19 protein-coding genes are annotated in these 25,641 nt (G+C 65.5%); 9 read left to right on the forward strand and 10 right to left on the reverse strand.

Going from position 1 to position 25,641, the window contains the following annotated elements:
• Positions 1 to 2: 2 nt before the first annotated feature.
• Complete coding sequence (locus CI41S_RS16750; RefSeq protein WP_430650029.1) at positions 3 to 1,166, reverse strand: extensin family protein; 1,164 nt, start codon at positions 1,164 to 1,166, stop codon at positions 3 to 5.
• Between the two features lie 76 nt (positions 1,167 to 1,242).
• Here CI41S_RS16750 and CI41S_RS16755 point away from each other — a divergent pair, with 76 nt between their 5' ends.
• Both CI41S_RS16755 and CI41S_RS16760 read left to right on the forward strand, forming a co-directional pair.
• Positions 1,243 to 2,871, forward strand: a complete 1,629-nt coding sequence (locus tag CI41S_RS16755) for a fatty-acid--CoA ligase (RefSeq protein WP_139860525.1) — start codon at positions 1,243 to 1,245, stop codon at positions 2,869 to 2,871.
• 244 nt (positions 2,872 to 3,115) lie between these two features.
• Positions 3,116 to 3,970, forward strand: coding sequence for a DUF1499 domain-containing protein (locus CI41S_RS16760; RefSeq protein ID WP_139860527.1), 855 nt, complete (start codon positions 3,116 to 3,118; stop codon positions 3,968 to 3,970).
• A gap of 68 nt (positions 3,971 to 4,038) precedes the next feature.
• Here the strand turns inward: CI41S_RS16760 and CI41S_RS16765 are convergent, their stop codons facing one another.
• The 4 genes from CI41S_RS16765 to CI41S_RS16780 form a co-directional block, all read right to left on the reverse strand.
• Positions 4,039 to 4,965 (reverse strand): MBL fold metallo-hydrolase, encoded by a 927-nt coding sequence (locus tag CI41S_RS16765; protein ID WP_139860529.1) that lies wholly within the window; start codon positions 4,963 to 4,965, stop codon positions 4,039 to 4,041.
• Between the two features lie 134 nt (positions 4,966 to 5,099).
• Positions 5,100 to 6,314, reverse strand: coding sequence for an acyl-CoA dehydrogenase (locus tag CI41S_RS16770; protein ID WP_139487409.1), 1,215 nt, complete (start codon positions 6,312 to 6,314; stop codon positions 5,100 to 5,102).
• A gap of 129 nt (positions 6,315 to 6,443) precedes the next feature.
• Positions 6,444 to 7,520 carry a 3,4-dihydroxy-2-butanone-4-phosphate synthase gene (gene ribB, locus CI41S_RS16775; RefSeq protein ID WP_139860531.1) on the reverse strand — a complete coding sequence of 359 codons (1,077 nt, stop codon included), beginning with the start codon at positions 7,518 to 7,520 and terminating at the stop codon, positions 6,444 to 6,446.
• Between the two features lie 209 nt (positions 7,521 to 7,729).
• Entirely contained in the window at positions 7,730 to 9,466 is a 1,737-nt protein-coding gene (locus CI41S_RS16780) for a cation:proton antiporter (protein ID WP_139860533.1), read from the reverse strand.
• Positions 9,467 to 9,524: 58 nt separating this feature from the next.
• Between CI41S_RS16780 and CI41S_RS16785 the strand changes: the two genes are divergently transcribed.
• A complete protein-coding gene (locus CI41S_RS16785) occupies positions 9,525 to 10,067 on the forward strand; it encodes a DUF3124 domain-containing protein (protein ID WP_430642162.1) in 543 nt (180 codons plus the stop codon).
• Positions 10,068 to 10,127: 60 nt separating this feature from the next.
• On the forward strand, positions 10,128 to 11,366 hold the full coding sequence (locus tag CI41S_RS16790) for an aminotransferase-like domain-containing protein (RefSeq protein ID WP_139860535.1): 1,239 nt from the start codon (positions 10,128 to 10,130) through the stop codon (positions 11,364 to 11,366).
• Positions 11,367 to 11,481: 115 nt separating this feature from the next.
• Here the strand turns inward: CI41S_RS16790 and CI41S_RS16795 are convergent, their stop codons facing one another.
• Positions 11,482 to 12,762 (reverse strand): amidohydrolase family protein, encoded by a 1,281-nt coding sequence (locus CI41S_RS16795; protein ID WP_139860537.1) that lies wholly within the window; start codon positions 12,760 to 12,762, stop codon positions 11,482 to 11,484.
• 227 nt (positions 12,763 to 12,989) lie between these two features.
• On the opposite strand from CI41S_RS16795, the gene CI41S_RS16800 reads away from it, so the two are divergent.
• Entirely contained in the window at positions 12,990 to 13,217 is a 228-nt protein-coding gene (locus tag CI41S_RS16800; RefSeq protein WP_139487404.1) for a hypothetical protein, read from the forward strand.
• Positions 13,218 to 13,361: 144 nt separating this feature from the next.
• Here CI41S_RS16800 and CI41S_RS16805 read toward each other — a convergent pair whose 3' ends face one another.
• The 3 genes from CI41S_RS16805 to CI41S_RS16815 form a co-directional block, all read right to left on the reverse strand.
• Positions 13,362 to 14,936, reverse strand: coding sequence for an alkaline phosphatase D family protein (locus tag CI41S_RS16805; RefSeq protein WP_139860539.1), 1,575 nt, complete (start codon positions 14,934 to 14,936; stop codon positions 13,362 to 13,364).
• 340 nt (positions 14,937 to 15,276) lie between these two features.
• Positions 15,277 to 15,729: a hypothetical protein gene (locus CI41S_RS16810; protein ID WP_172628080.1), complete on the reverse strand. Its 453-nt coding sequence runs from the start codon at positions 15,727 to 15,729 to the stop codon at positions 15,277 to 15,279.
• Positions 15,730 to 15,856: 127 nt separating this feature from the next.
• The gene (locus CI41S_RS16815; RefSeq protein ID WP_139860541.1) at positions 15,857 to 19,330 is read right to left on the reverse strand and encodes an indolepyruvate ferredoxin oxidoreductase family protein; all 3,474 of its coding nucleotides are present in this window, start codon (positions 19,328 to 19,330) and stop codon (positions 15,857 to 15,859) included.
• Positions 19,331 to 19,540: 210 nt separating this feature from the next.
• On the opposite strand from CI41S_RS16815, the gene CI41S_RS16820 reads away from it, so the two are divergent.
• From CI41S_RS16820 to CI41S_RS16835, 4 genes are all read left to right on the forward strand, one after another.
• Positions 19,541 to 20,494: a hotdog family protein gene (locus tag CI41S_RS16820; RefSeq protein ID WP_139860543.1), complete on the forward strand. Its 954-nt coding sequence runs from the start codon at positions 19,541 to 19,543 to the stop codon at positions 20,492 to 20,494.
• A gap of 45 nt (positions 20,495 to 20,539) precedes the next feature.
• On the forward strand, positions 20,540 to 21,094 hold the full coding sequence (locus CI41S_RS16825; protein WP_139860545.1) for a carboxymuconolactone decarboxylase family protein: 555 nt from the start codon (positions 20,540 to 20,542) through the stop codon (positions 21,092 to 21,094).
• Position 21,095: 1 nt separating this feature from the next.
• Positions 21,096 to 21,896 (forward strand): SDR family NAD(P)-dependent oxidoreductase, encoded by an 801-nt coding sequence (locus CI41S_RS16830; protein WP_139860547.1) that lies wholly within the window; start codon positions 21,096 to 21,098, stop codon positions 21,894 to 21,896.
• 242 nt (positions 21,897 to 22,138) lie between these two features.
• Positions 22,139 to 22,357, forward strand: coding sequence for a hypothetical protein (locus CI41S_RS16835; RefSeq protein ID WP_139860549.1), 219 nt, complete (start codon positions 22,139 to 22,141; stop codon positions 22,355 to 22,357).
• Positions 22,358 to 22,445: 88 nt separating this feature from the next.
• Here CI41S_RS16835 and CI41S_RS16840 read toward each other — a convergent pair whose 3' ends face one another.
• Complete coding sequence (locus CI41S_RS16840) at positions 22,446 to 25,628, reverse strand: efflux RND transporter permease subunit (protein WP_139860551.1); 3,183 nt, start codon at positions 25,626 to 25,628, stop codon at positions 22,446 to 22,448.
• Positions 25,629 to 25,641 lie beyond the last annotated feature (13 nt).

The following is a 25,641-nucleotide window of genomic DNA, read 5'->3' on the forward strand; positions in this document are numbered from 1 at the left end:
GATCAAGGGCGCCGGCTTTGCCGGCGCTTTTTTGTTGGCTGCGATTTCGCTTCGGCTGCGCCCTTGGGTGCGGCCGCCTCGCCTGACCTTGCCGCATCCGGCTTGCCGTCGTCGGGCTTCGACGTGTCGGCCTTCGACCTTTCGTCCTTGCCGCCGTCGGATTTGGCGGCGACCTCGCGCGGCGGCGCCTCCTCGGGGCGCTCGGCCGGCAACAGCGGCGCTGTCTGCGGCAGCGGGTCATACACGTCCCACTGGCAGATCCGGTAGTTGTTGCGGCGCTCCATCAGGTCGAGATGGATGTGGTCCTCGTGATACCAGTCCGAGCCGGGACCGAGCACGGTCGAGAAGCGGGTGCAGACTGAATGCAGCACGGTCTCCCGCAAGGTGCGCGGCACGCTGCGGTCGGTCAACGAGATCGACTTGCCGTTGGCAAGGCCGAAGGCGCGCACGTCGAGCGCATTGGCGCGGCCGTGCTCGGAGAGCAGCGCGCCGGCGACCCGGTTGCGGCCGCGGCACTCGAACGAGTCGAAATTGTCGAGCACGCTGATCGCGCTGCCCTGCCCCTGCACCAGCGGCGCGATGTCGGAACGGATCCAGTCGGCGACCGCGCTCGCCATCTTGCAGCGGAGGATCGCCGCCGGCTTCACCGCGACCTTGCGCTTGTCCGAAAGCACGATCGCCTCCAGGCGCACCAGATCCTCGCCGCCGCAGCCGCCGGCACCATGAATGTCCGGAATGCTCGGTGCGATCGCGATCTCCTCGGTCAGCGCCTGCCGGCAGGCCGAGGGCTGCGGCGCGGTGGGCTCGGCCGGCTTGGCTGTCTCAGCAGGCTTGCCGGTTTCAGCAGGCTTGGCCGCTTCGGCAGGCGCAGCCGATGGCGCCGCCTTGGCCGCAGGCGGCTCGGGCTCGGCCGCAGCCGGCGCCTCCGCCGGGCGCGGTTTTGGCAACGGCACCGCGGCGCGGCGAACGGGCGCGCGCGGCCGGTGCGGCCGTGTGCCGAACAGATCGTCCCACGGAAAGCCCGCCGAGCGACGGGCGGCGTCGGCCGGATCGGCTTGCATGCCAAGCCACAGCAGCGTGACGGCAGCGGTAACCATTGCCGCGCGGGCGCGACCAAACGCGCCAACAGGCCATTTTCGGCTTGCTTTCTCCGCGCTACAGTTCATGTCAGTTCCATGATTTTACTGCCGGCCGTCCAAGATGCCGGCAGATCATGCGCGAGGATTGAGGAGGGATTTGCGTATGCTTGGCTTGATGCAAGACTGGCCTTTGCTGTGTCACAAGATTATCGAGCACGCCGCGAAATATCACGGCACGCAGGAGGTGGTGACGCGGTCGGTCGAAGGTCCGATTCATCGCACCAATTACGCCGAAATCCATGCCCGTGCCCTGAAGGTCTCGCAGAGCCTGGAACGCGACGGCATCAAGCTCGGCGACCGCGTCGCCACCATCGCCTGGAACACCTGGCGCCACCTCGAGGTCTGGTACGGCATCATGGGGATCGGCGCGATCTGCCATACGGTCAATCCGCGGCTGTTTCCAGAGCAGATCGCCTGGATCGTCAACCACGCCCAGGACCGCATCGTCATCACCGACCTGACCTTCGTTCCGGTGCTGGAGAAGATCGCAGACCAGCTGCCGAGCGTCGAGCGCTTCATCGTGCTGACCGACAAGGCGCACATGCCGCAGACCACGCTGAAGAACGCGGTCGCCTATGAGGACTGGATCGCGGCGTCCGACGGCAAGTTCAAGTGGAAGACCTTCGACGAGAACACCGCGGCGGCGATGTGCTACACCTCCGGTACGACGGGCGATCCCAAGGGTGTCCTGTATTCGCACCGGTCCAACGTGCTGCATGCGCTAATGGCGAACTCGAAGGACGCGCTCGGCACCTCCGCCTCGGACACAATGCTGCCGGTGGTCCCCTTGTTCCATGCCAACAGCTGGGGCATCGCCTTCTCCGCGCCCTCGATGGGCACCAAGCTCGTGATGCCCGGCCCCAAGCTCGACGGCGCTTCGGTCTACGAGCTGCTGTCGACCGAGAAGGTCACCCATACCGCCGGCGTGCCGACGGTGTGGCTGATGCTGCTGCAATACATGGCCGCCAACAATCTCAAGCTGCCGGACTTGCAGATGGTGATCTGCGGCGGCTCGGCGATGCCGCGCTCGATGATCAAGGCCTTCCTCGACATGGGCTCCCAAGTGCGCCACGCCTGGGGCATGACCGAAATGAGCCCGCTCGGCACGCTCGCCACCCTGAAGCCGCCGTTCACCACACGCACCGGCGAGGAGCGGCTCGACATCCTGCAGACCCAGGGCTACCCGCCGTTCGGCGTCGAGATGAAGATCACCGACGATTCCGGCAAGGAGTTGCCGTGGGACGGCAAGACCTTCGGCCGGCTCAAGGTCTCGGGTCCTGCGATCGCAAAGGCCTATTTCCGGGTCGACGCCAGCATCCTCGACGATGCCGGCTATTTCGACACCGGCGACGTCTCGACCATGGACGAGCACGGCTACATGCGGATCACCGACCGCTCCAAGGACGTGATCAAATCCGGCGGCGAATGGATCTCCTCGATCGATCTGGAGAACCTCGCGGTCGGCCACCCCGCGGTGGCGGAAGCGGCTGTGATCGGTGTGCATCACCCGAAATGGGACGAGCGGCCGCTTCTGATCGTGCAGCTCAAGCAGGGCCAGAGCGCGACGCGCGAGGACATCCTGAAGTTCATGGACGGCAAGATCGCGAAATGGTGGATGCCCGACGATGTCGCCTTCGTCGACGGCATCCCGCACACCGCAACCGGCAAGATCCTGAAGACCGCGCTGCGCGACCAGTTCAAGGACTACAGTTTTCCAAACGCCGCGGCGTGACAATTTACCCTCTCCCCTTGTGGGAGAGGGTGCCGAGCGAAAGCGAGGCGGGTGAGGGGTTCTCTCCGCGGAGACAGACCCCTCATCCGGCGCTTCGCGCCACCTTCTCCCACAAGGGGAGAAGGGAAGAACACGCCCGCCGTGGCCCAAATCCCTTGAATTTGCCGCAGGTCCATGGTCTCACGGGGCCATTGGCGCCCGGCCTCATGGCCCGGCAAGCAGCAACCGGCAGATTTGAGCGATAATGGCCCGCAGGTTTTCCGCTCCCTACCAGGAGGAACCCTTCTCCGGTCTCGCCACCTGGTCGCGCAACCTCGCTATCTTCTCCGTCGTCGCGGTCGCGGTCTCGATCATCATCGTCCGCTTCGGGTTCCTGGAGGTGAAGCCGGCGCTGGCGACGTTCTTCGGCGCGCTCGGCTGCGCCGCGCTCTCGATCCTGATCGGGCTCGGCGCCTTCGCCGCGATCTGGCAGAACGGCACCCGCGGGATGGGCCGCATCCTGCTCGCGTTCCTGATCGACGCCGCCGTGCTCGCCTACCCCGGCTACCTCGCCTATCAGTACCGCAAGCTACCGCGGATCTACGACATCACCACCGACCCGATCGACCCGCCGAGATTCGAGGCGCTGGCGCGCCTGCGCACCGGCGAGGGCACCAATCCCGCGGTCTATGCCGGCCTCTATTCGGCCGAGCAGCAGCGCCGCGCGTATCCCGATATCGAGACCGTCGAGCTCGAGATTCCGGTCGACCGCGCCTATGAGGCGACGTTGCGGCTGGTGCATCGCCGCAAGTGGCTGGTCATCGACGAGCGCGCACCGCAGCTGCCGCGCCGCATCGGCCGGATCGAGGCGGTGGCGCGCACGCCGATCATGGGGCTGCGCGAGGACGTGTCGATCCGCGTCACGCCCGACGGCGAGGACTCGCGCGTCGATATCCGCTCGGCCTCGCGCTATTTCGACACCGATCTCGGCAGCAACGCCGCGCGGGTCAAGAAGCTGATCGAGGACATCAACACCGCGGCCGAGAACGACAAGGACAAGCCGGCAAAGAAGGCGCCCGCTGCGCCGAAGGCGCCGCCCGCGAAGACGGTGAAGAAGTAAGGCGGCGAATGGGGAGTGGCGAATAGCGAATAGGGAAACGCCGGCCAACCTTCCCTATTCGCTACTCCCTATTCGCCATTCGCCAACCGGTACGTCCCGCCGATCACGGGATCGCCATCGGTCGCGACGATGCCGCGTCCGACCAGGTCCTCCAGATGCGCCAGCACCGAATAGCCGGCGGCGGTGGCAAGCCGCGGATCGAGGCCGATATAGATCGCGCGCACCATGGTCGGGATGTCGGCCTCGCCCTTGCCGAGCCGATGCAGGATCGAGGTCTCGCGCGCCCGGCGGTGACGCGCCAGGAAGCGCACGAAACGCGGGCCTTCCGGAATCTCGGGGCCGTGGCCGGAGAAATAGAGCTGCTCGGGCCGCTGCTCCAGCCGCTCCAGCGAGGCCATGTAGTCGATCATCGAGCCGTCGGGCGGCGCCACGATCGAGGTCGACCAGCCCATCACATGGTCACCGACGAAATTGATGCTGCGCTCGGGCCAGGCAAACGCGAGATGGTTGGCGGTGTGGCCGGGCGTCGCGACCGCCTCCAGCGCGAAGCCCGCGCCTTCGACGACGTCGCCGTGCTTGACCTGCACATCGGGCCGGAAGTCGCGATCGGCACCGGATTCCGGATTATGCTTCTCGCTCTCGAAGCGCGGCCGCGAGGCGCGGTGCGGCCCCTCGGCATAGACAGGCGCTCCGGTGGCGGCCTTGATCCGCGGCGTGTTCGGCGAATGATCGCGATGCGTGTGGGTGACCAGGATATGCGTCACGGTCTCACCCTTGACCGCATCGAGCAGCGCCTTGGCATGCGCCTCGTCGTCCGGACCGGGATCGATGATCGCGACCTTGCCGCGACCGACGATGTAGCTGACCGTGCCGGTGAAGGTGAACGGGCTCGGGTTGTTGCAGAGCACTCGGCGCACGCCGGGGCGGACCTCTTCGACCACGCCGGGCTTCAGCGGAAAATCGCGGTTGAACGGGATGTCGTCGTTGTCGGTCATGGTGACCTCCCTGGCGTCATTCCGGGGCAGCCCGACAGGGCTGAACCCGGAATCTCGAAGTGAGGGAAAAGAATGCGGCGCGAGATTCCGGGTTCGATGCTGACGCATCGCCCCGGAATGACGGTGCAAGAGACCTACGAAAACGCCTGGATGCCGGTGATGGCGCGGCCGAGGATCAGGGCGTGGACGTCGTGGGTGCCCTCGTAGGTGTTCACGGTTTCCAGGTTCGCGGTGTGGCGCATCACGTGATACTCGATCTGGATGCCGTTGCCGCCGTGCATGTCGCGCGCGACGCGGGCGATGTCGAGCGCCTTGCCGCAATTGTTGCGTTTGACGATCGAGATCATCTCCGGCGCCATCTTGCCCTCGTCCATCAGGCGGCCGACGCGGAGCGAGGCCTGCAGGCCGAGCGCGATCTCGGTCTCCATGTCGGCGAGCTTCTTCTGCACCAGCTGGGTGGCGGCGAGCGGCCGGCCGAACTGCTTGCGGTCGAGCGTGTACTGGCGCGCGCGGTGCATGCAGTCCTCGGCGGCGCCCATCGCGCCCCAGGAGATGCCGTAGCGGGCGCGGTTGAGGCAGCCGAACGGGCCCTTGAGGCCGGAGACGTTGGGCAGCAGCGCGCTCTCCGGCACCACGACGTTGTCGAGCACGATCTCGCCGGTGATCGAGGCGCGCAGCGAGAGCTTGCCACCGACCTTAGGCGCCGACAGGCCCTTCATGCCCTTCTCCAGGATGAAGCCGCGGATCTGGTTGTCATGCGCGGCCGACTTGGCCCAGACCACGAAGACGTCGGCGATCGGCGCGTTCGAGATCCACATCTTGGCGCCGTTCAGCTTGTAACCGTCGGCGACCTTCTCGGCGCGGGTCTTCATGCCGCCGGGATCGGAACCGGCGTCCGGCTCGGTCAGACCGAAGCAGCCGACCCACTCGCCGGTGGCAAGCTTGGGCAGATACTTCTTGCGCTGGGTCTCGTCGCCATAGGCGTAGATCGGATACATCACCAGCGAGGTCTGCACCGAGTTCATCGAGCGATAGCCGCTATCGACGCGCTCGATCTCGCGCGCCACCAGGCCATAGGCCACGTAGCTCGCGTTGGCACAGCCATATTCCTCCGGCAGCGTCACGCCGATCAGGCCGAGCTCGCCCATCTCGTTGAAGATCTCGCGGTCGGTCTTTTCTTCCAGATACGCCTTGGTGACCCGCGGCAGCAGCTTGTCCTGCGCATAGGCGCGCGCCGTGTCGCGGATCAGCCGCTCGTCTTCGGTGAGCTGGTCGTCGAGCAGGAACGGATCGTCCCACTGGAAGCTGGCCGCAGCCGGCTTGTCCTTCGCCTTGGGGCTCACGCTCATGAAACATCCTTTCGCATCGTGTCTCGGAAATTGGCGGATAAATTAAAGCGCTATGCTGCAAAGCGCAATTGGATTGGGATCCCTGTCATTCCGGGGCGATGCGCAGCATCGAACCCGGAATGACGATCGTCAGCTATCGAACTTCTCGTTCGACACGATCTCGATGCCGAAGCCGGACAGGCCCTTGTAGTCGTGCACCGACGAGGTCAGGTTGCGGATCGAGGTGACGCCGAGATCGCGCAGGATCTGCGCGCCGACGCCGACTTCGCGCCACTGCTTGTGGCGATCGGCTTCCGCCGATTTGCTCTCGCCGACCGGCTCGACCGGAACGCCGGCGGCGCCGTCGCGCATGTATACCAGCACGCCGCGGCCGGCATCCTTGAATTGCCGCAGCACCGCTTCCATTCGCGCCTGGCCGGTGAACAGGTCTTTCACGATGTTGGGCTTGTGCAGCCGCGTCAGCACGTTCCGGCCGTCGCCGATGCCGTTATAGACGAAGGCGGCATGCATGATCTCGTCGAACGGCGAGCGATAGGCATAGCCCTGCAGCGGGCCGATCGGGCTTTCCGTGGTGAAGGTCGCGACCCGCTCGATCAGCTTCTCGCGTGCCTGGCGGTAGGCGATCATGTCGGCAATCGTGACGTGCTTGAGCTTGTGGGCGGCGGCGAATTTCGCGACCTGCTCGCCCTTCATCACGGTTCCATCGTCGTTCATCAGCTCGCTGATGACGCCGACCGGCGGCAGGCCGGTGAGCTTGCAGAGGTCGACCGCGGCCTCGGTATGGCCGGAGCGCAGCAGCACGCCGCCGTCGCGGGCGATCAGCGGGAAGATGTGGCCGGGACGCGCGAAGTCGGCGGCGCCGGCATTTGGATTGGCGAGCGCGCGGCAGCAGGAGGCGCGTTCCTCGGCGGAAATGCCGGTGCCGCCGTCGGGCTTGTAGTCGATCGAGACGGTGAAGGCGGTGGTGTGGTTGGACTCGTTGTGCGCCACCATCGGGTCGAGCCGCAGCCGGCGCGCATCTTCGGTGGTGATCGGCGCGCAGACGATGCCGGAGGTGTGGCGGATGATGAAGGCCATCTTTTCCGCCGTGCAGAACGACGCGGCGACGATCAGATCGCCCTCGCCTTCCCGATCGTCATCGTCGGTGACGACGACGAGTTCGCCCTTTGCAAAGGCTTGCAGCACTTCCTGGATCGTATCGGCCATTGTCCTGACGTCTCACTGTTCGCAGCCAGTGGATTAGCCGGGTTCCGAACCTCGCGCCAGTATCATTATGCAACCCGCCATGCGTTGGACAGGTATGCCACGGCGGTGGCCCGTAGCCCGGATGGAGCGCAGCGTAATCCGGGACGGTCTCGCACGCGGCAACGGCCCCGGATTTCGCTTCGCTGCATCCGGGCTACGAAACCGGTGCTTTACGGCAGCACCTCGCGGCGGTCGCTGAGCTTGCCGTCCATCTCGGCGCGCTTGTCGTCGAGCAGGCCGGCGTCCACCGCTTCGATCACGGCATAGAGCTCGCCGGCATCGCTGAGCCGGGTCACCGTGACGTAGTCGGCGCCGGCGGCGTAGAGGTCGTCGACATCGGCCAGCAGGTCGGCGGTGGCGACGACCTTCGCGGTCGGGTTCAGGGCGCGGACATGGCGCACCAGCTTCTCGTTGTCGGCGCCGACCAGGAGGAAATCCGGCACGCTCAGGATGATGATCTCGGCCTTGCCGATCCCGGCATGGACCAGGGTGTCGACATTACTGATGTCGCCATAGATCACGTGCAGGCCGCGGTCGCTCAATGTGCGGAACACCAGCGGATTGAAGTCGACGACGCTGATCTGCTCCAGCAGCGACTGGTTCTGCCGCTCGATCTGGCTGAGCAGCGCGCTCGCCGCGCGGAAGAAGCCGAGGATGACGATGCGCCTGATCTCGCCATGGCCGCCCTCGTGGCCCTCACCCTTGGCCTCGCCGGCCTGGCCGTGATCGAGGTCGCGCAGCCCGATCCGCTTCAACGGCCCGATCAGGCCGCGCACGATCTGGTCGCTGCGGCCCATGGCAAACGTCGACAGCACCGCCAGCACCACGAAGGCGAACGAGGCCGCGCTCGCGGTCTCGGTCGCGATGTGGTTGGCGGCGGTTCCGGTCTGGATGATCACCAGCGAGAACTCGGAAATCTGCGCTAGATTGATCGCCGGCAGCAGGCTGGCGCGCAGCCCCTGCTTCATCAGATAGAGCGGCGTGAAGGTCGTCAGCAGCCGGCTCGCCACCGTGAACGCCGCGATGATCAGCGCCAGCCCGATCACCGAGAGTCCCGGAATCGGGATCGTCATGCCGAGCGCGACGAAGAACAGCGTGATGAAGAAATCCCGCAGCGTCGTCACCTTGGCGGTGACGTCGAGCGCGTAGGGGAAGGTCGAGAGCGAGACGCCGGCGACCAGCGAGCCCATCTCGCGCGACAGATGCAGCCGCTCGGCGATCTCGCCGATCAGGAAGCACCAGGCGAGTGCGCCGAGCAGCACGAGCTCCGGCCGGCGCGCGATCTGGTGGAACAGCTTGGGCAGCACGTATCGGCTCAGCACCAGGGCGGTCGCGACCAGCACCGCGACGCGGGCGATCGAAATCAGCACGACACTGATCTGCAGATTGTCGAGGCTCGGCTGCACCGCCAGGAACAGGATCGCGAAGATGTCCTGCAGCACCAGGATGCCGAGCGTGATGCGGCCCGGCAGCGTGTCCAGCTCGCGCTTCTCGTACAGCACCTTGACGATGATCACGGTCGAGGACAGCGCGCAGGCGACGCAGAGATAGATCGCGTCGAACTTGCCGCCTCCGAGCGCGAGCCCGATAGCGGCAAAGAACAGCGCCCCGATCAGGCAGCCGCCCAGGAGCTGGCCGGCGCCGGCGAACAGGATCACCTTGCCGGCGCGGACGATCTTCTTCAGGTCGATCTCGAGCCCGATCATGAACAGCATGAAGATCAGGCCGAGCTCGGAGATGACGCTGATCGATTCCTGGGACTTGACCCAGCCCATGCCGAATGGACCAATGAAAAAGCCGGCGATAAGGTAGGCCAGGATCAGCGGCTGCCGGGAGAAATGGGCCATCAGCCCAATGCCCCAGGCAAACAGGATACAGAGGGTGATATCGCGAATAAGTTCGTGCATGCGCCAAGTTTTTCTGTTGCCGCAACCTAGAGGGCCCGGCGTGAGGATCAAACGAGCAATGTGTCACATCCGCGCAGGCGGCATTTTTCTGGCGATTCTCAGCTGCCTGCTTACCCTGCGCATGGGCGAGGCTGTAGCGCAAGGCGCCGGAAGTATTGAGCAAAACTTTGCAAATTCGCTGACCGCGCTGCCCTCGGAGAATCTCGCCGCCTCCGGGGCCTTCTACGTGCCGGTCTATTCCAGCGTGACGATGAGCCAGGGCAAGCTGCGGGCCGATTTCTCGGCGACGCTGAGCGTGCACAACGCCTCCGAGACCAAGCCGCTGGTGCTGAAGCGGATCGCCTATTTCGACACATCAGGCAAGATGGTGGAGAGCTACCTCAAATCGCCGGTGGCGCTAAAACCGTTCGCGACCATCGAGATCTTCATCGCCACGGCGGATACCCGCGGCGGCACCGGCGCCAATTTCGTGGTGGATTGGGCGGCCGCGGGCGAGATCGCGGAACCGGTGGTCGAGGCCCTGATGGTCGGCAGCGTCGGCCCCGGGCACTATGCCTTCATCACCCAGGGCCGGCCGATCAGGCTGGTCGGCAAGAACTGACTTCAGGGAAGGCCGCTCCCGGCGGCGTTCTCAATGACAACAACACGGAGCGAAACAGCCATGTCCACCTCAGCCCAGTTCGATTTTGCACCCCTGCTCCCGGCCGGCCTGCCTGCGCCGGCGGCGCGGTGGACCGGGCTCGCCAAATACAGCTTTGTCGGCGGCAACAACGATCCCGACCAGGTGCCGGTCGATGGGCTGCTCGAAGCGGTCAACGCCGTGCTGAAGCGCGAGGGCCGGAATCTGGCGACCTACAACCTCGCCCACGGCCCGCAGGGCTATCTTCCGCTACGCGAATTCCTCACCAAGAAGCTCAAGCGCGACGCCGGCATTGCCTGCACGGCGGACGAGATCATGATCGTCTCGGGCTCGCTGCAGGCGCTCGATCTCGTCAACCACACCCTGCTCGCCAAGGACGACACCGTGCTGATCGAGCAGGAGACCTATCAGGGCTCGCTGAACCGGCTGACCCGGCTCGGGGTCAACGCGGTCGGCATTCCCCTCGACGCCGAAGGCATTCGGATCGACGCGCTGGCATCGGCGCTCGCCGACCACAAGCGGCGCGGCATCACGCCGAAATACATCTACACCATCCCGACGGTGCAGAACCCGACCGGCTCGATCCTGCCCGAGAGCCGCCGCGCCGAGATGCTGAAACTGTCGCGGGAATACGGCGTGCCGATCTTCGAGGACGATTGCTATGCCGACCTGATCTGGAGCGGCCAGCGGCCGCCGGCGATCTACGCCATGAGCACGCATGGCGGCGTGATCCATATCGGCTCGTTCTCGAAGTCGATCGCCCCTGCGCTGCGCGTCGGCTTCATCGTCGCGCCCTGGGAGATGATGTCGCGGATGCTGGCGCTGAAGACCGACGCCGGCTCCGGCGCGCTGGAGCAGATGGTGCTCGCCGAATATTGCGCGCCGCATTTTTCCACCCACGTGCCGAAGCTGACCAGGGGGCTGCGCGCAAAACTCGACACCTTGATGGAGGCGCTCAACGAGCAGTTCGGCACCGCGGCCGAGTTCGAGGCGCCGCAGGGCGGCATCTTCCTCTGGGTCAAGCTGCCCGACCATGTCGATACGCTCAAACTCTATCAGGCGGCGCTCGCCGCCGGCGTCTCGATCAACCCGGGGCCGGAATGGTCGACCAGCAAGGCCCACTCCGGCAGCCGGCTGCGACTCTGCTTCGCCAGCCCCTCGCATCAGCAGATCCGCGAAGGCGTCGCGGTGCTCGCCGAAGTCTGCCGCAAGGAGTTCGGCGTGCCCGCGCGCAGCAGCAACGTGGAGAAGCGCGGTTAGCTGTTCGCTTGCGGCGCGATGGATTGCTTCGCTTCGCTCGCAATGACGGGGTGACTTCTATCCACGTCATTGCGAGGAGCGAAGCGACGAAGCAATCCATCTCTCCGCGTGCTCCTCACCTCACCGCAAACGGCGATTGGTAGGGCCGGCCGAACGGCACGCCGTTGACCACGGTCTGCACCGGCTTCAGCAACAGGTTGCCGTCGCGCTTGTTGTTGCGGGTGTCGACAAAGGACACCGGGCCTTCGACGAGGTCCATGATGGCGACGTCGCCGGGCGCGCCACGCTGCAGCGTGCCGAGCTTGGGCGTCCGGTTGATGATCCGCGCCGGCCCTGACGTCGCCATCGCCACCACCTGCTCCAGCGAGGAGCCCATCGCCAAAAACTTGCTCATCACGTTGGTCAGGAACGGGATGCCGGGCGAATTGCCGGAGAACACGTGGATGTCGGAGGAGATGGTGTCCGGCGTGCAGCCGCCGGGAATGGCGATCTCGGCGACCGTGAAATCGAAACTGCCGCCGCCATGGCCGACGTCGAACAGCACGCCGCGCTGCTTGGCTGCGAGCGCCGCCGGCAATAGCCGGCCGTCCTGCACGATGTTGGTGAAGGCGCCCGACATGTTGGGTGCACCGGAATAGGCGTGGGTCAGGATATCGCCCGGCCGCAGCAAATCGAGGATGTCGCTCATCAGCTCTTTGGTCTCGACGCCGCCGATATGCACCATCATCCGCGCCGGCCAGCCGCACATCTCGCAGGCCTGGATGCCGCGCTTCAGCGGCTCGAGACCGTGCTTGAAGATCACGTTCTCGGACATCCGCACCTTGACCCCGATCAGGAAGTCCGGGTTCTCGGCAAGCGCCATCGCACAGGCTTCGACCTGGGCGTTGTCGATGTTGTAGAGCTCGGCCACCGGAAACGCCGACAGGCCGTTGTTGGCGATGTGGACGAAGGCGTAGATCCGCGCCCGCGACTGCGCCACGATGTAGCGCCGCAGCGCGGCGAGATTGTTGACGCCGGCATCGCCCGCCGACACCACGGTGGTGGTGCCCTGGAATTGCACCAGCTCGTCGGCGGGAATCCCGATCGCCGAGCCGTAGGGGTAGACGTGGCAGTGCAGGTCGACGAGCCCGGGCATCACGAGCTTGCCGGACGCGTCGATGGTCCTGGCGGCGCGGTCCGCCGCAATCTCGTTGTCGATAGCTTCGATCACGCCCCAGCGGATGCCGATGTCGCGCTTGCCGCGCAGCGACTGGCTCGGATCGATCACGTCGCCGCCCTTGATCACGAGGTCGAACTTGTCGTTCGGCCCCATCGCGGCGGCGGCGGGCCCCGCGATCGCAGCGGCGGCGGCCGATCCTGTTACTTTGAAAAAATCACGGCGTGAAAATCCGCTCATTGGCAAGCCCCCCAATATGATTTTTATGGCGCGATGATGCGTCGGGTGGGGTGGTTAGGCAAGACCGCCGACGCGGCCATGCGCGCTCGCTCATGGGTTGTGCGCGGCAACCAGCCGAGCTGAGCTGCGGCCGTCCTGCTGAACAGCCGTTCAGAAAACTCCTCAGGTTCCGGAGGAACGTTTCAATCGCTGTCCTGTTTGATCCTCACGCAATTGAGGAGGATGAGATGAAAAGGATTAGCTTCGTTCTTGCGGCGATCGGTGCACTCGCGGTGGCGGTTCCGTCGATCGCGAGCGCCGAGACCGTAGTGATCAAGCGCGGCGGCTACCATCATCACTGGGATCGCGGCTACGGCGCCTATGGCGCGATGCGCCATGATCGCGGCTGGCACAATGGCTGGCGCCACCATCATCACGACCGGACCGTGGTGATCAGGCGGTCCCACGGCTACTAAGCAAAAAGACTACTGAGACCGACACAACGGAAATGGCTCCCTCGCGGAGCCATTTTCTCTGCGCAGATTCGGAGCCTGGGCAAGGGCGCGCGTTAGCGATGTGCCCACCATCACGAGCACGCAAAATGCCGCGACGAAAATGACTCAGATGTGCTGCGCCATGATCCGGCCGGGCCGCGCATCCGGCCGCGGCTCGATGTCGACCGACCACAAATCGTGGTTGTCGACATCCTTCAACGTCACCGTCATCACACCGGTCTTGCCGTCGATATCGACGCGGCCGAAGAATTGCAGGCCGAAGCACGGCGCGAGGTTGTCGCCCTGCTCTGCGCTGCAGCCCTTCTGATACATCGCCGTCGGGCCAAAGGTGTTGTCGAGCTCACCCGGCGACCAGGTGCCGGCATGCAGCGGGCCGGAGACGAATTCCCAGAACGGCTCGAAATCCTGGAAGACGGCGCGGTCCGGATCGTAGTGATGCGCGGCGGTGTAGTGCATGTCGGCGGTGAGCCACACCGTGTTGCGGACGCCCGCGCGCTTCATGAAGGACAGCAGATCGGCGATCTCGTGCTCGCGCCGCGCCGGCGGCCCGTCGCCGAGCGCGACGGCATCGAAGCTGATCAGCCCGATCGGCAGATCCGCCGCGATCACCTTCCAGGTCGCATCCGACGCCACCAACTCGCGCTTCAGCCAGGCGAGCTGGCTCTGGCCGAGGATGAACGCCTGGTCCGGATTGCCCTCCTTGTTCCAGCTGGCATCGCGGTAGGAGCGCATGTCGATCATGAAGACGTCGAGCAGCGGCCCGTAGCCGATCTTGCGATAGATCCCGCCATCGCGCTCCGGCATCAGGCGCATCGGCATGAACTCGTGGAAGGCGCGGCGCGCCCGCGCCACCAGGCGCGACGTGCCGTCTTCGTCGTAGCCGGTCGCGTCAGTGGTGCCGACCGGCGACCAGTCGTCGGCGACCTCGTGATCGTCCCATTGCGCGAACATCGGCACCTCGGCGTGGAAGGCGCGAAAATGCGCATCGAGCCAGTTGTATTTGTAGTTGCCGCGAAACTCGTCGAGGCTGTGCGCGACGACGGATTTTTCCGGCGTGACGATGTTGCGCCAGACCTCGCCGTTCGGCAGCGCCTGCTCGGCCGGCACCGTGCAGTCGGCATAGATGTGGTCGCCGGAATGGATGAAGAAATCGGGACGCGCGTTCAGCATGGTGCGGTAGCTGCGCAGGCCGCCGCGGGCGGGATCGATGCCCCAACCCTGCCCGACGACGTCGCCGGACCAGACGAAGCAGATCGAGCGCCGGTCGACCGGCGCGGTGCGGAAATGCCCGACGCGGCTCTCGCCGGCGACGCCGTCGCCGTCGTCGAAGCGCACGCGATAGAACAGATCCTGCCCCGGCGGCAGGCCGTCCAGCAGCAGCTTTGCGGTGAAGTCGCGCTCGGCCAGCGCGTCGGCGGACGCGGTGCGCAGGACGGTTGCAAAGCTCTCGACCGCGGAGCATTCGACCTGCATCCGCGCGGCGCGATCGGCGCGCGCCCAGATCACCGCGGAGTCGCTCGCGACGTCGCCGGACTGAATGCCCGCGAGCCCAGGCCGGTCGGCGGCCCGGCTCAGATAGGGTTTTGCCAGCGCGTCCAATCCCGCCAGCGCCGCCGTCGACGCCGAGCGCACCAGCAGCTGACGCCGGGTGAGGCCCCGCCTCCTCGCGCAGATCGCCATCGAACAACCTTCGTCGAATCGCGACGACGGTTGTGCCTGCGCTGCTTGACTCCACCCTTACGGTTTCTTGACTCCACGCCGACGGTTTTGCGACAGCGGGATGACGTGGGGGGATGACGGGTTTGGTATGCCCAACTTGATCGGTGTCGTCGCCCGGCTTGACCGGGCGACCCAGTACGCCGCGGCCCCTCGGTTCTATCACTAGCGTCTCTGGAATACTGGATCGCCCGGTCAAGGCCGGGCGATGACAGCAGTGGATGAGGACAAAGCTTCACACCCTCTCAGGATGACGGGGTTGGTGTTGCGCGTGGATCGGAGCGAGAGCGCCGGACGGACCTGGTCAGCGCCAGTTGCAGATGCCGCCGGAGCGGCAGGGCCAGGTCTGGATCCTGACGTCGCGGGCCTGGGCATCGAGCGGGCTGCCGTGCCGCCGGGTCAGCTTGGCGCGGGCGGGAACGTGAGTGGCCGCACGCCGCTTCTCATGCGCCGGCGTCTTCTCGTGCGCCGCGGGCGGCTCGACGCGGGTGGTCTGCACCGCCTTCTTTGGCGCGACCTTGGTCTCCTCGACCTTGGGCGCGACACTGGCCTGCGGATCGCTGCTGTGGTCGGCCTTGGCTTCGACCGGGACCGGCTCGAACTGCGCCGGCGGGCCGAGCCGTTTCGGCGACAGCACCGCCTTGGAAAGGTCGAGGCTGAAATACTCGTTCGGGCGATACTCGTCGGCCAACGCCACGCCGCCCAGTGCCAGGGACGCGGTACAAATGGCTGCAACACAAAGGTTTTTCAGAACCATGAAAAACGGCCTCCCGAAATACACACGGGAACATCGATCATGTAGGAACCCGGCCGCGCGAATCCAGCCGATGCTGCAAGCACGGTTACCGGCCAACTATAGCGGCCCAGAGGAAGTTCCCTAAGCCCTATTCGGCCGCCTGCGCCAGCGGCCGGCCGATCGCGCTCTGCAGCCGCGCGCATTCGGTCCGGTAGCGGGCGACGTTGGCCTCCTTGATGTGGCCGTAGCCGCGCACGAGATCGGCGGCCTTTGCCAGCGCCACCAGCCGCGGCAGGTCGAGCGGCGTCTTGCCGCCGAGATGGCGCAGGATCATCGCGGCATACTCGACCGGCAGCGCGCGCTCCATCTTGCGCTCGGCGGTGTAGCCGAAGATGTCGAACGCGGTGCCGCGCAGGCGCTTCAGCCCCGCCAGCATGCCGAACGCCTTGAACACCCACGGGCCGAACTCGCGCTTCTGCAGCCGCCCGGTGACGGGATCGCGCGGCGCCAGCAGCGGCGGTGCCAGCAGCACCTTCACGCCGGAATTGCCCTCGAACTGCTCCCTCAGCGCCTTGCTGAACTCGCCGTCGGAATAGAGCCGCGCGACCTCGTATTCGTCCTTGTAGGCCATCAGCTTGAACAGGCCTTTTGCAAACGCCTCGGTCAGCTCCTGCGAGCCGGGCGCAGCCGCGGACTCCGCGGCGCGGACGCGCGCGACGTCGTCGAGGAAGCGCTTGGCATACGCCTCGTCCTGATAGTCGGTGAGGAATTTGGCGCGGAACGCGATCGCTTCGTCCAGCGTCCGCTTGGCAGGCGCGGCACCTGCGCTCTTGAAGCGCGCAGCGCTGACCACGCGCGGCAGATCGTGCGCGGCGAGCCGGCCCCAGGAAAACGCCGTCTTGTTCATCTCGATCGCGGCGCCGTTGAGCTCGATCGCTCGCAGGATCGCCTGTAGCGACAGCGGGATCGCGCCGCGCTGGAACGCGAAGCCGAGCATGAAGGCGTTGGTGGCGATGCTGTCGCCCATCAGCGCGGTGGCAAGCCCGGTGGCATCGAGGATGTCGAGATCGGCAGGCGTCACCGCGCCGTTCAGCGCCTCGCGCATCGAGTTGGCCTCGAAATCGATGTCGGGATCGATCACGAAGCTCGCGGTCGGCAGCAGGTCGGCATTGACGACGGCGCGGGTGACGCCGCGCTCGGCGCGGCTCAGCGCCGTCGTGCTGGTGGCGACGACGATGTCGCAGCCGAGGATCAGATTGGCATTGCCGGGCGCAATGCGCACCGTCGTCAGCATGTCGGCCGCCGGCGCCAGCCGGACGTGGCTCATGACCGCGCCGTTCTTCTGCGACAGGCCGGTGAAGTCGAGCGTCGAGCAGGCCAGTCCCTCGACATGCGCGGCCATGCCGAGCAGCGCGCCGATGGTGATGACGCCGGTGCCGCCGATGCCGGTGATCAGGATGTTGTAGGGCGCAGTCAGCGCCGCGGCAGGCGGCGTCGGCAGGTCGGCGAACAGCGCCTTGGGATCGGCCGCGCTGCGGTCGGCCTTGCGCAGCTTCGGATCCTGCACCATCACAAAACTCGGGCAGAAACCCTCGATGCAGGAAAAATCCTTGTTGCAGTTCGACTGGTCGATGCGGCGCTTGCGGCCGAGCTCGGTTTCCAGCGGCTGCACCGAGACGCAGTTCGACGCCACCGAGCAGTCGCCGCAGCCTTCGCAAACGCGCTCGTTGATGAAGACGCGCTTTGCGGGATCGGGGAACAGCCCGCGCTTACGGCGGCGGCGTTTTTCGGCGGCGCAGGTCTGGTCGTAGATCAGGACGGTGAGGCCCTCGATCTCGCGCAAGGTCCGCTGCACGGCATCGAGCTCGCGGCGATGATGGATGGTGGCGCCCGATGGGAAATAATTGGCGGGATATTTGTCCGGATCGTCGGAGACGATCGCGAGCCGTTTTGTTCCTTCGGCTGCAACCTGGTGCGCGATCTGCGACACGGTAAAGCCGCCTTCGGCGGGCTGGCCGCCGGTCATCGCCACCGCGTCGTTGTAGAGGATCTTGTAGGTGATGTTGACGCCAGCCGCAGCCGCGGCCCGCAAAGCTAAAAGGCCGGAATGGGTGTAGGTGCCGTCGCCGAGATTCTGGAACACATGCGCTTCATCGGTGAACGGCGCCTGCCCGATCCAGGCGACGCCTTCGGCGCCCATATGCGAGATGGTTTGGGTGTTGCGGTTCGGCACCGACAGCGCCATGCCGTGACAGCCGATGCCGGCCATCGCGCGGCTGCCCTCGGGAATCTTGGTCGAGGTGTTGTGCGGACAGCCCGAGCAGAAATACGGCGTGCGCTGCAGTTTTGCGGTGCCGGTGCCCTCGGCCGGACGGTCGAACGCCTCGAGTTTTGCCAGCCGCTGCTCCAGCATCGGGCTGCGGTGTCCGAGCTTGCGCAGCCGCGCCACCACCGCTGCCGCGACCATGGTCGGCGTCAGTTCGCCCTCGCTCGGCAACAGCGGCGCGCCGCTCTCGTCGCGCTTGCCGACCACCGAGGGCCGCCTGTCAGCGTCCGTGTTGTAGAGGATGCGGACCAGCTGGTCCTCGATGAAGCCGCGCTTCTCCTCGACCACCAGCACGTCCTTGAGGCCTTCGGCAAAGGCGCGTGCGCCGCGCTCTTCCAGCGGCCAGGTCAGCGCCACCTTGTAGATGCGCAGGCCGAGCGCCTGCGCCTCGGCATCGGTGATGCCGAGATCGGCGAGCGCCTGGCGCAGATCGAGATAGGCCTTGCCGGTCGCCATGATGCCGAGCCGCGCCGGCTTGGAGTCCAGCACGATGCGGTCGAAGCGGTTGACGCGGGCGAAGGCGGCGATCGCCTGCATCTTCGGCCCGTGCAGCCGCCGCTCGGCCTCGAGCGGCGGATCCGGCCAGCGGATCGAAAGGCCGCCCGGCGGCATCTCGAAATCGTCGGGCATGATGATCTTGATGCGGTCGGGATCGCTGACAATCGACGCCGAGCTCTCCACCGTCTCCGAGATCGCCTTGAAGCCGACCCAGCAGCCGGAGAAGCGCGACAGCGCGAAGCCGAGGATGCCAAGATCGAGATAGTCCTGCAGCGTCGCCGGATTGACCACCGGCATCAGCGCCGAGGCGAACACCTGCTCGCTCTGATGCGCCAGCGTCGAGGACTGGCAGCCATGGTCGTCGCCGGCCAGCGCGATCACGCCGCCATTCGGCGAGGTGCCGGCGGAATTGGCATGCTTGAGCGCATCGAGCGAACGGTCGACGCCGGGGCCCTTGCCGTACCAGATGCCGAATACGCCATCGACCTTGGCGCCGGGGAACATGCCGACCTGCTGGCTGCCCCACACCGCCGTCGCCGCGAGGTCCTCGTTGAGGCCGGGCACGAAGGCGATGTCATGCTGTTTCAGGAAGGATTTCGCGCGCCACAGCGCGTGATCGTACATGCCGAGCGGCGAGCCGCGGTAGCCGGAGATGAACCCCGCGGTGTTCAGCCCGTGCGCGCGATCCCGTTCGCGCTGCAACATGGGCAGTCGGACCAGCGCCTGGGTACCGGAGAGGAAGATTCGCTTGCTGTCCAACCGGTACTTGTCGTCCAGTCCAACGTCCATCAAGGCCATCAGTCGCAGCTCCCCGTAAATCTCGCGCCGGTCCGCACCGGTCTGATTTTCTGCGCATCATCATGCATCAGCATGCACTGATTTTGCTATGCATGAACAGCCCCGTTCCATGGCCGCAGCACATATCTCATGTTGCGCATGCGAGCCTTGCCGCGGCCGCGCATCTTTGAAACGGTGGCGCTCAAAGGAAAACTCAAGGGAGATCCAGGGATGATCCTGCTGGAAACCGCGTTCACGACGGAAATCCTGGAAAATGGCAATCTGCTGGTCGGGCCGTGGCGGCGCCCGAAGCAGATGCTGCAGGCGCAAACCTACGACGCGCACGCCTCGATCCACGACGACGCAACCGCGCAAAAGCTCGGCTTCCGCGGCGGCACCATCGAGGGCCCGACGCATTTCAGCCAGTTCGCGCCGCTGTGCGAGCGGATCTGGGGGCGGACCTGGTTCGAGACCGGTTGCCTGTCGGCGCATTACCGCAACGCCGTGTTCGAAGGCGAGGAGGTACAGGCGCAAATCGAGAAGCCGCAAGACGGCCAGACCGTCTGCACGATCGGCATGATCAAGCGGGACGGCACCGAAGTGCTGCGCGGCACCGCCTCGATCGGCGGCGACGGCACGGAGACCGCGCTGAGCCAAAGGCTCGGCGAGTTGAAGCCGCTGGCCGATCCCGTGATCCTCGCCGACATCAAGGTCGGGATGAAGACCGCGCGCCAGCCGATCAGGATGGATTTCGACCAGCATATGGGCGACCTCTATCCGTTCTCGCTGGCCGACAAGCTGAAGGTGATCACCGAGCCCTCCGATGCCTATTATGCGCAGGAGCACAATCCCTGGGGCCGCGCCATCATCCCGATGGAGATGCTGAGCGTGCTGTTCCAGTACCGGGCGCGCGAGGACCGGCTGCCGGTGCGCGGCCCCGCGGTCGGGCTGTTCGCCGACCAGGAGATCCGCCTCACGCGCGGGCCGCTGTTCCCGGGCGAGACCTACTGGGCCGAGCGCGAAGTGGTCGCGCTCTCGGGTAGCAAGCGCACCGAGAGCATGTGGGTGCGCACCACCGTGTTCGACGCCGACAACACGCTGGTTGCGACCATGCTGCTCAACGGCGCCAGCATGAAGGATTCCTACGCCGATTACGTCAGCGAGCACAAAGCGCTCTACGGCTGAAGCCGCAGCCACCCTCCCGCAAGCCGCCGAACAAGGACAACAACAATGGCCCGCCTGCCCTATCTCGAAGCCGAGCAAGTCGCCCCCGAGTATCGCGACATGCTCAAGCGCAACACCAATCTGCACAAGCTCTTGGTGAACTCGCCGGACATGGCGCGCGCCTTCAACGGCGTCGGCGGCTTTATCCGCTTCAAGAGCAAGCTCGATCCGCGGTTGCGCGAGCTGGCGATCCTGCAGGTCGGCTGGCTGGAGAAGTCGGAATACGAGTTCACCCACCATGTGAAGATCGGCAAGGAGTTCGGCGTCACCGACGAGGACATTGCCGGCCTGATGGCGGAGACTGAAGGCAAGCCGTCGAAGCTCGAGCCTCTCGCCAAAGCGATCCTGAAAGGCGCCCGCGAGATGGTGCGCGAGCTTGCGATGTCGGACGCGACCTTCGCCGAGATCAAGCAGCAGCTCTCCGACGAGCACATGACCGACCTGGTGCTGACCATCGCGTTCTACTGCGCCGTGGTGCGCGTGCTCGCCACCATGCAGATCGACAACGAACCCTATTACAAAGAGGTACTGCAGCAGTACCCGATCCCTGGAGTGAAGTGAGATGCGCCTGCAAGATCGCGTCGCCATCGTGGTCGGCGCCGGACAGAGCCCCGGCGAGGGCATCGGCAACGGCCGCGCCACCGCGCTGACCTTCGCCCGCGAAGGCGCCAAGGTGCTGTGCGTCGATCACCATCTGGACTCGGCGCAGGAGACCGTCGACCTGATCGCGGCCAAGGGCGGCACTGCGGTCGCCTTCAAGGCCGACGTCACCAAAAATGCCGACCTCAAGGCGATGGTGGCGGACGCGCATGGCCGCTGGGGCAGTGTCGATATCCTGCACAACAATGTCGGGGTCAGCCTGTCCGGCGGCGACGCCGAACTGCTCGACATCACCGAGGAAGCGTTCGACCGCTGCGTCGCGATCAATCTGAAGAGCTGCATCCTCGCGGCCAAGCATGTGATCCCGATCATGCGCCAGCAGCAGCGCGGCTCGATCATCAACATCTCGTCGATGGCCGCGATCACCACCTATCCTTACGTCGCCTACAAGGCGACGAAATCGGCGATGATCGCCTTCACCGAACAGCTCGCCTATCAGAACGCGCAATACGGCATTCGCGCCAATGTGATCCTGCCGGGCTTGATGAACACGCCGATGGCGGTCGATACCCGCGCGCGCGAATTCAAGAAGAGCCGCGCCGAGGTCGAGGCCGAGCGCGACAGCAAGGTGCCGCTGCGGAAGAAGATGGGCACCGGCTGGGACGTCGCCAACGCTGCGCTGTTTCTTGCATCGGATGAAGCCAGCTTCGTTACCGGTGTAACGTTGCCGGTCGACGGCGGCGCCAGCGTGCGGCGCGGTTAAGCCGGTTCATCCACGCGATAACACAGGTTAATCCGCAGGATTAACCTGTGTGACGGCGCGGTTCATCTCTGCGGCGAGATCACGCGTCATTGCGCCGCAACGATTCGAAAAACTTGAAACATTCCAATGACACGGCGATGTGACGAGGCGTCCACATAAATCGAAATCCTGACTCGTTGTGGTCGCACGAAATTCATCTGCGCTCTGTATCTGGCTGGCCAGAAATTGGAGTGCCCAGACCCATGAGCGAAGAACTCGAACTCAGACCAGATCAGTGGGATGCGTTGAAAGCGCTGCGGGCTCCCGCAGCAAACCCCTCACGTCTGAACCGGTTTGCGGTCGACAGCCTTGTCACGCTTGGCTTTGTTGCGGTGCGGGGAGAAGCGTATGCGTTGACGCCCGCGGGCCGCAAGATGCTGATCCGCGGCTCGTCACAATTGCTGCTCGATATCGCGGCGTAAAATCTCTTGAAAACATCGTGAACGAGAGCCTCGGTCCTGATTGACGTCGGGACCGAGGCTCTCGTTTTTGTCTGACGCGCACGCGGCATCATGCCGCGTGCGCTTTTCCGGGAATGGTCGCCTCGCCGTGCTGGGTCAGCGGCTTCATGCCGGTGAGCGTGCGCAGCAGTACATAGAACACCGGCGTCAGGAACAGGCCGAAGATCGTGACGCCGATCATGCCGGAGAACACCGCGACGCCCATGGCGCGCCGCATCTCCGAGCCGGCGCCGGTCGAGAGCACCAGCGGCAGCACGCCCATGATGAACGCCATCGACGTCATCAGGATCGGCCGCAGCCTCAAGCGGCTGGCCTCGATCGCGGCTCTGATCGGCGAGCGCCCAGCGAATTCGAGCTCGCGCGCGAATTCGACGATCAGGATCGCGTTCTTGGCCGACAGTCCGACCAGCACGATCAGGCCGATCTGGGTGAAGACGTTGTTGTCGCCCTTCGACAGCCAGACGCCGAACATCGCCGCCAATAGGCCCATCGGCACGATCATGATGATCGAGAGCGGCAGCGCGAGGCTCTCGTAGAGCGCGGCGAGCACCAGGAACACCAAGAGGATCGCCAGCGGGAACACCCAGATTCCGGAATTGCCGGCGATGAACTCCTGATAGGTCAGGTCGGTCCATTCGAAGGCAAAGCCGGGCGGCAGCACCTCGGCCGCGATCCGCGTCGCCGCCTCCTGCGCCTGGCCGGAGGAATAGCCGGGCGCCGCGGCGGCGTTGATGTCGGACGACAGGAAACCGTTGTAGCGGATCGCGCGCTCCGGACCCGCGCTCTGGCGCACCTTCAGCAGCGCCGACAACGGCACCATGTCGCCGGACGACGAGCGCACCTTCAACTGTCTGATGTCGTCGGCACGCGCGCGGAACGGCGCGTCGGCCTGCACATAGACCGAATAGGTGCGGCCGAATTTGTTGAAGTCGTTGACGTAGTAGGAGCCGAGATAGATTTGCAGCGTGTTGAACACCTCCGTCACCGGCACCCCGAGCTGCAACGCCTTGGTGCGGTCGATGTCGGCAAACAGCTGCGGCACGTTGACCTGGAAGCTCGAGAACACGCCGGCGATCTCCGGCGCCTTCTGCATCGCCGCCATGAACGCCTTGGTCGCGTCGTTCAGCGCCTCATAGCCGAGGCCGGCGCGGTCCTCGATCTGCAGCTTGAAACCGCCGATGGTGCCGAGGCCGTTGACCGGCGGCGGCGGGAACATGGCGATGAAGGCTTCCTGGATGCCGGCATATTTCTTGTTCAGCTCGGCCGCGATCGCAGGACCGCTGAGCGCCGGATCCCTGCGCTCGTCGAACGGTTTCAGCGTCGAGAACACGATGCCGGCATTGGAGGAGTTGGTGAAGCCGGAGATCGACAGGCCGGGGAACGCCACCGAGCTCTCGACGCCGGGCTGCGTCAGCGCGATGTCGCTCATCTTGCGGATCACCTCCTCGGTGCGGTCGAGCGTCGCGCCGTCGGGCAGCCGGGCGAAGCCGACCAGGTATTGCTTGTCCTGGCCCGGCACGAATCCGCTCGGCACCTGCTTGAACAGCACGCCGGTGAGGCCGATCAACAGCACATAGAGGCCGAGCACGATGGCCTTGCCGTAGATCACCTTGGTGACGGTGCGGCCGTAATTCGCCGACGACTTCACGAACACCTTGTTGAAGCCGCGGAAGAACCAGCCGAGCGTCTTCTCCAGGATCCGCGTCAGCCGGTCCTTCGGCTCGTGATGTCCCTTCAGCAGCAGCGCCGATAGTGCCGGCGACAGCGTCAGCGAGTTGACCGCGGAAATCACGGTCGAGATCGCGATCGTCAGCGCGAACTGCTTGTAGAACTGCCCGGTGAGGCCGGAGATGAAGGCCAGCGGCACGAACACCGCGATCAGGACCAGCGCGATCGCGATGATCGGGCCGGACACCTCGCGCATCGCCTGGTTGGTGGCGTCGCGCGGCGACAGCCCGGACTCGATGTTGCGCTCGACGTTCTCGACCACGACGATGGCGTCGTCGACCACGATGCCGATCGCCAGCACCAGGCCGAACAGGCTGAGCGCGTTGATCGAAAAGCCGAACACATGCATCACCGCGAAGGTGCCGACGATCGACACCGGCACGGCGAGCAGCGGAATGATCGAGGCGCGCCAGGTCTGCAGGAACAGGATCACCACCAGCACCACCAGCGCGATCGCTTCGAGCAGCGTATGGATCACGGCCTCGATCGACGAGCGTACGAACTGGGTCGGGTCGTAGACGATCTGGTAGGACACGCCCTCCGGCATGTTCTTCTTGATCTCGGCCATGGTGGCGCGGACGTTGTCCGAGATCTGCAGCGCGTTGGAGCCGGGCGCCTGGAAGATCGGGATCGCCACCGCCTGCTTGTTGTCGAGCAGCGAGCGCAGGCCGTATTCGGAGGCGCCGAGCTCGATGCGGGCGACGTCGCGCAGCCGCACCACCTCGCCCGCCGCTCCGGTCTTGACCACGATGTCGCCGAACTGCTCCTCGGTCGACAGCCGGCCCTCGGCATTGACCGAGAGCTGCAGGTCGATGCCCTTGACGCTCGGCGAGGAGCCGACCACGCCGGCGGCGGCTTCGACGTTCTGCGCCTGGATCGCCTTCACGATGTCGTTCGCGGTCAGCGCGTGCTCGGCGGCCCGCTGCGGATCGACCCAGACCCGCATCGAATAGTCGCCGGCGCCGTAGAGCTGGACGTCGCCGACGCCGTCGATCCGCGCCAGCCGGTCCTTGACGTTGAGCACCGCGTAGTTGCGCAGATACGTCATGTCGTAGCGGTTGTTCGGCGACAGCAGGTGCACGACCATGGTGAGGTCGGGCGAGCTCTTCTTGGTGATGATGCCGAGCTGGCGCACCACCGCCGGCAGCCGCGGCTCGGCCTGCTGCACCCGGTTCTGCACCAGCTGCGTCGCCTTGTCGGGGTCGGTGCCGAGCCGGAACGTCACCGTCAGCGTCATCGCGCCGTCGGTGGTGGCCTGGCTCGACATATAGAGCATGTTCTCGACGCCGTTGATCTGCTCCTCGATCGGGGTCGCGACCGTCTCGGCGATCACCTTCGGGTTGGCGCCGGGATAGGTTGCGCGCACCACGACCGATGGCGGCACCACGTCGGGATATTCCGAGATCGGCATCGCCAACAGCGAAATCAGCCCGGCAAGGAAGATCAGGATCGATAGCACGCCGGCGAAGATCGGCCGGTCGATGAAGAACTTTGAGAGATTCATGGGTCCGCCCCCG

This window comes from Bradyrhizobium ivorense (genome assembly GCF_900696085.1).
Classification (GTDB): domain Bacteria; phylum Pseudomonadota; class Alphaproteobacteria; order Rhizobiales; family Xanthobacteraceae; genus Bradyrhizobium; species Bradyrhizobium ivorense.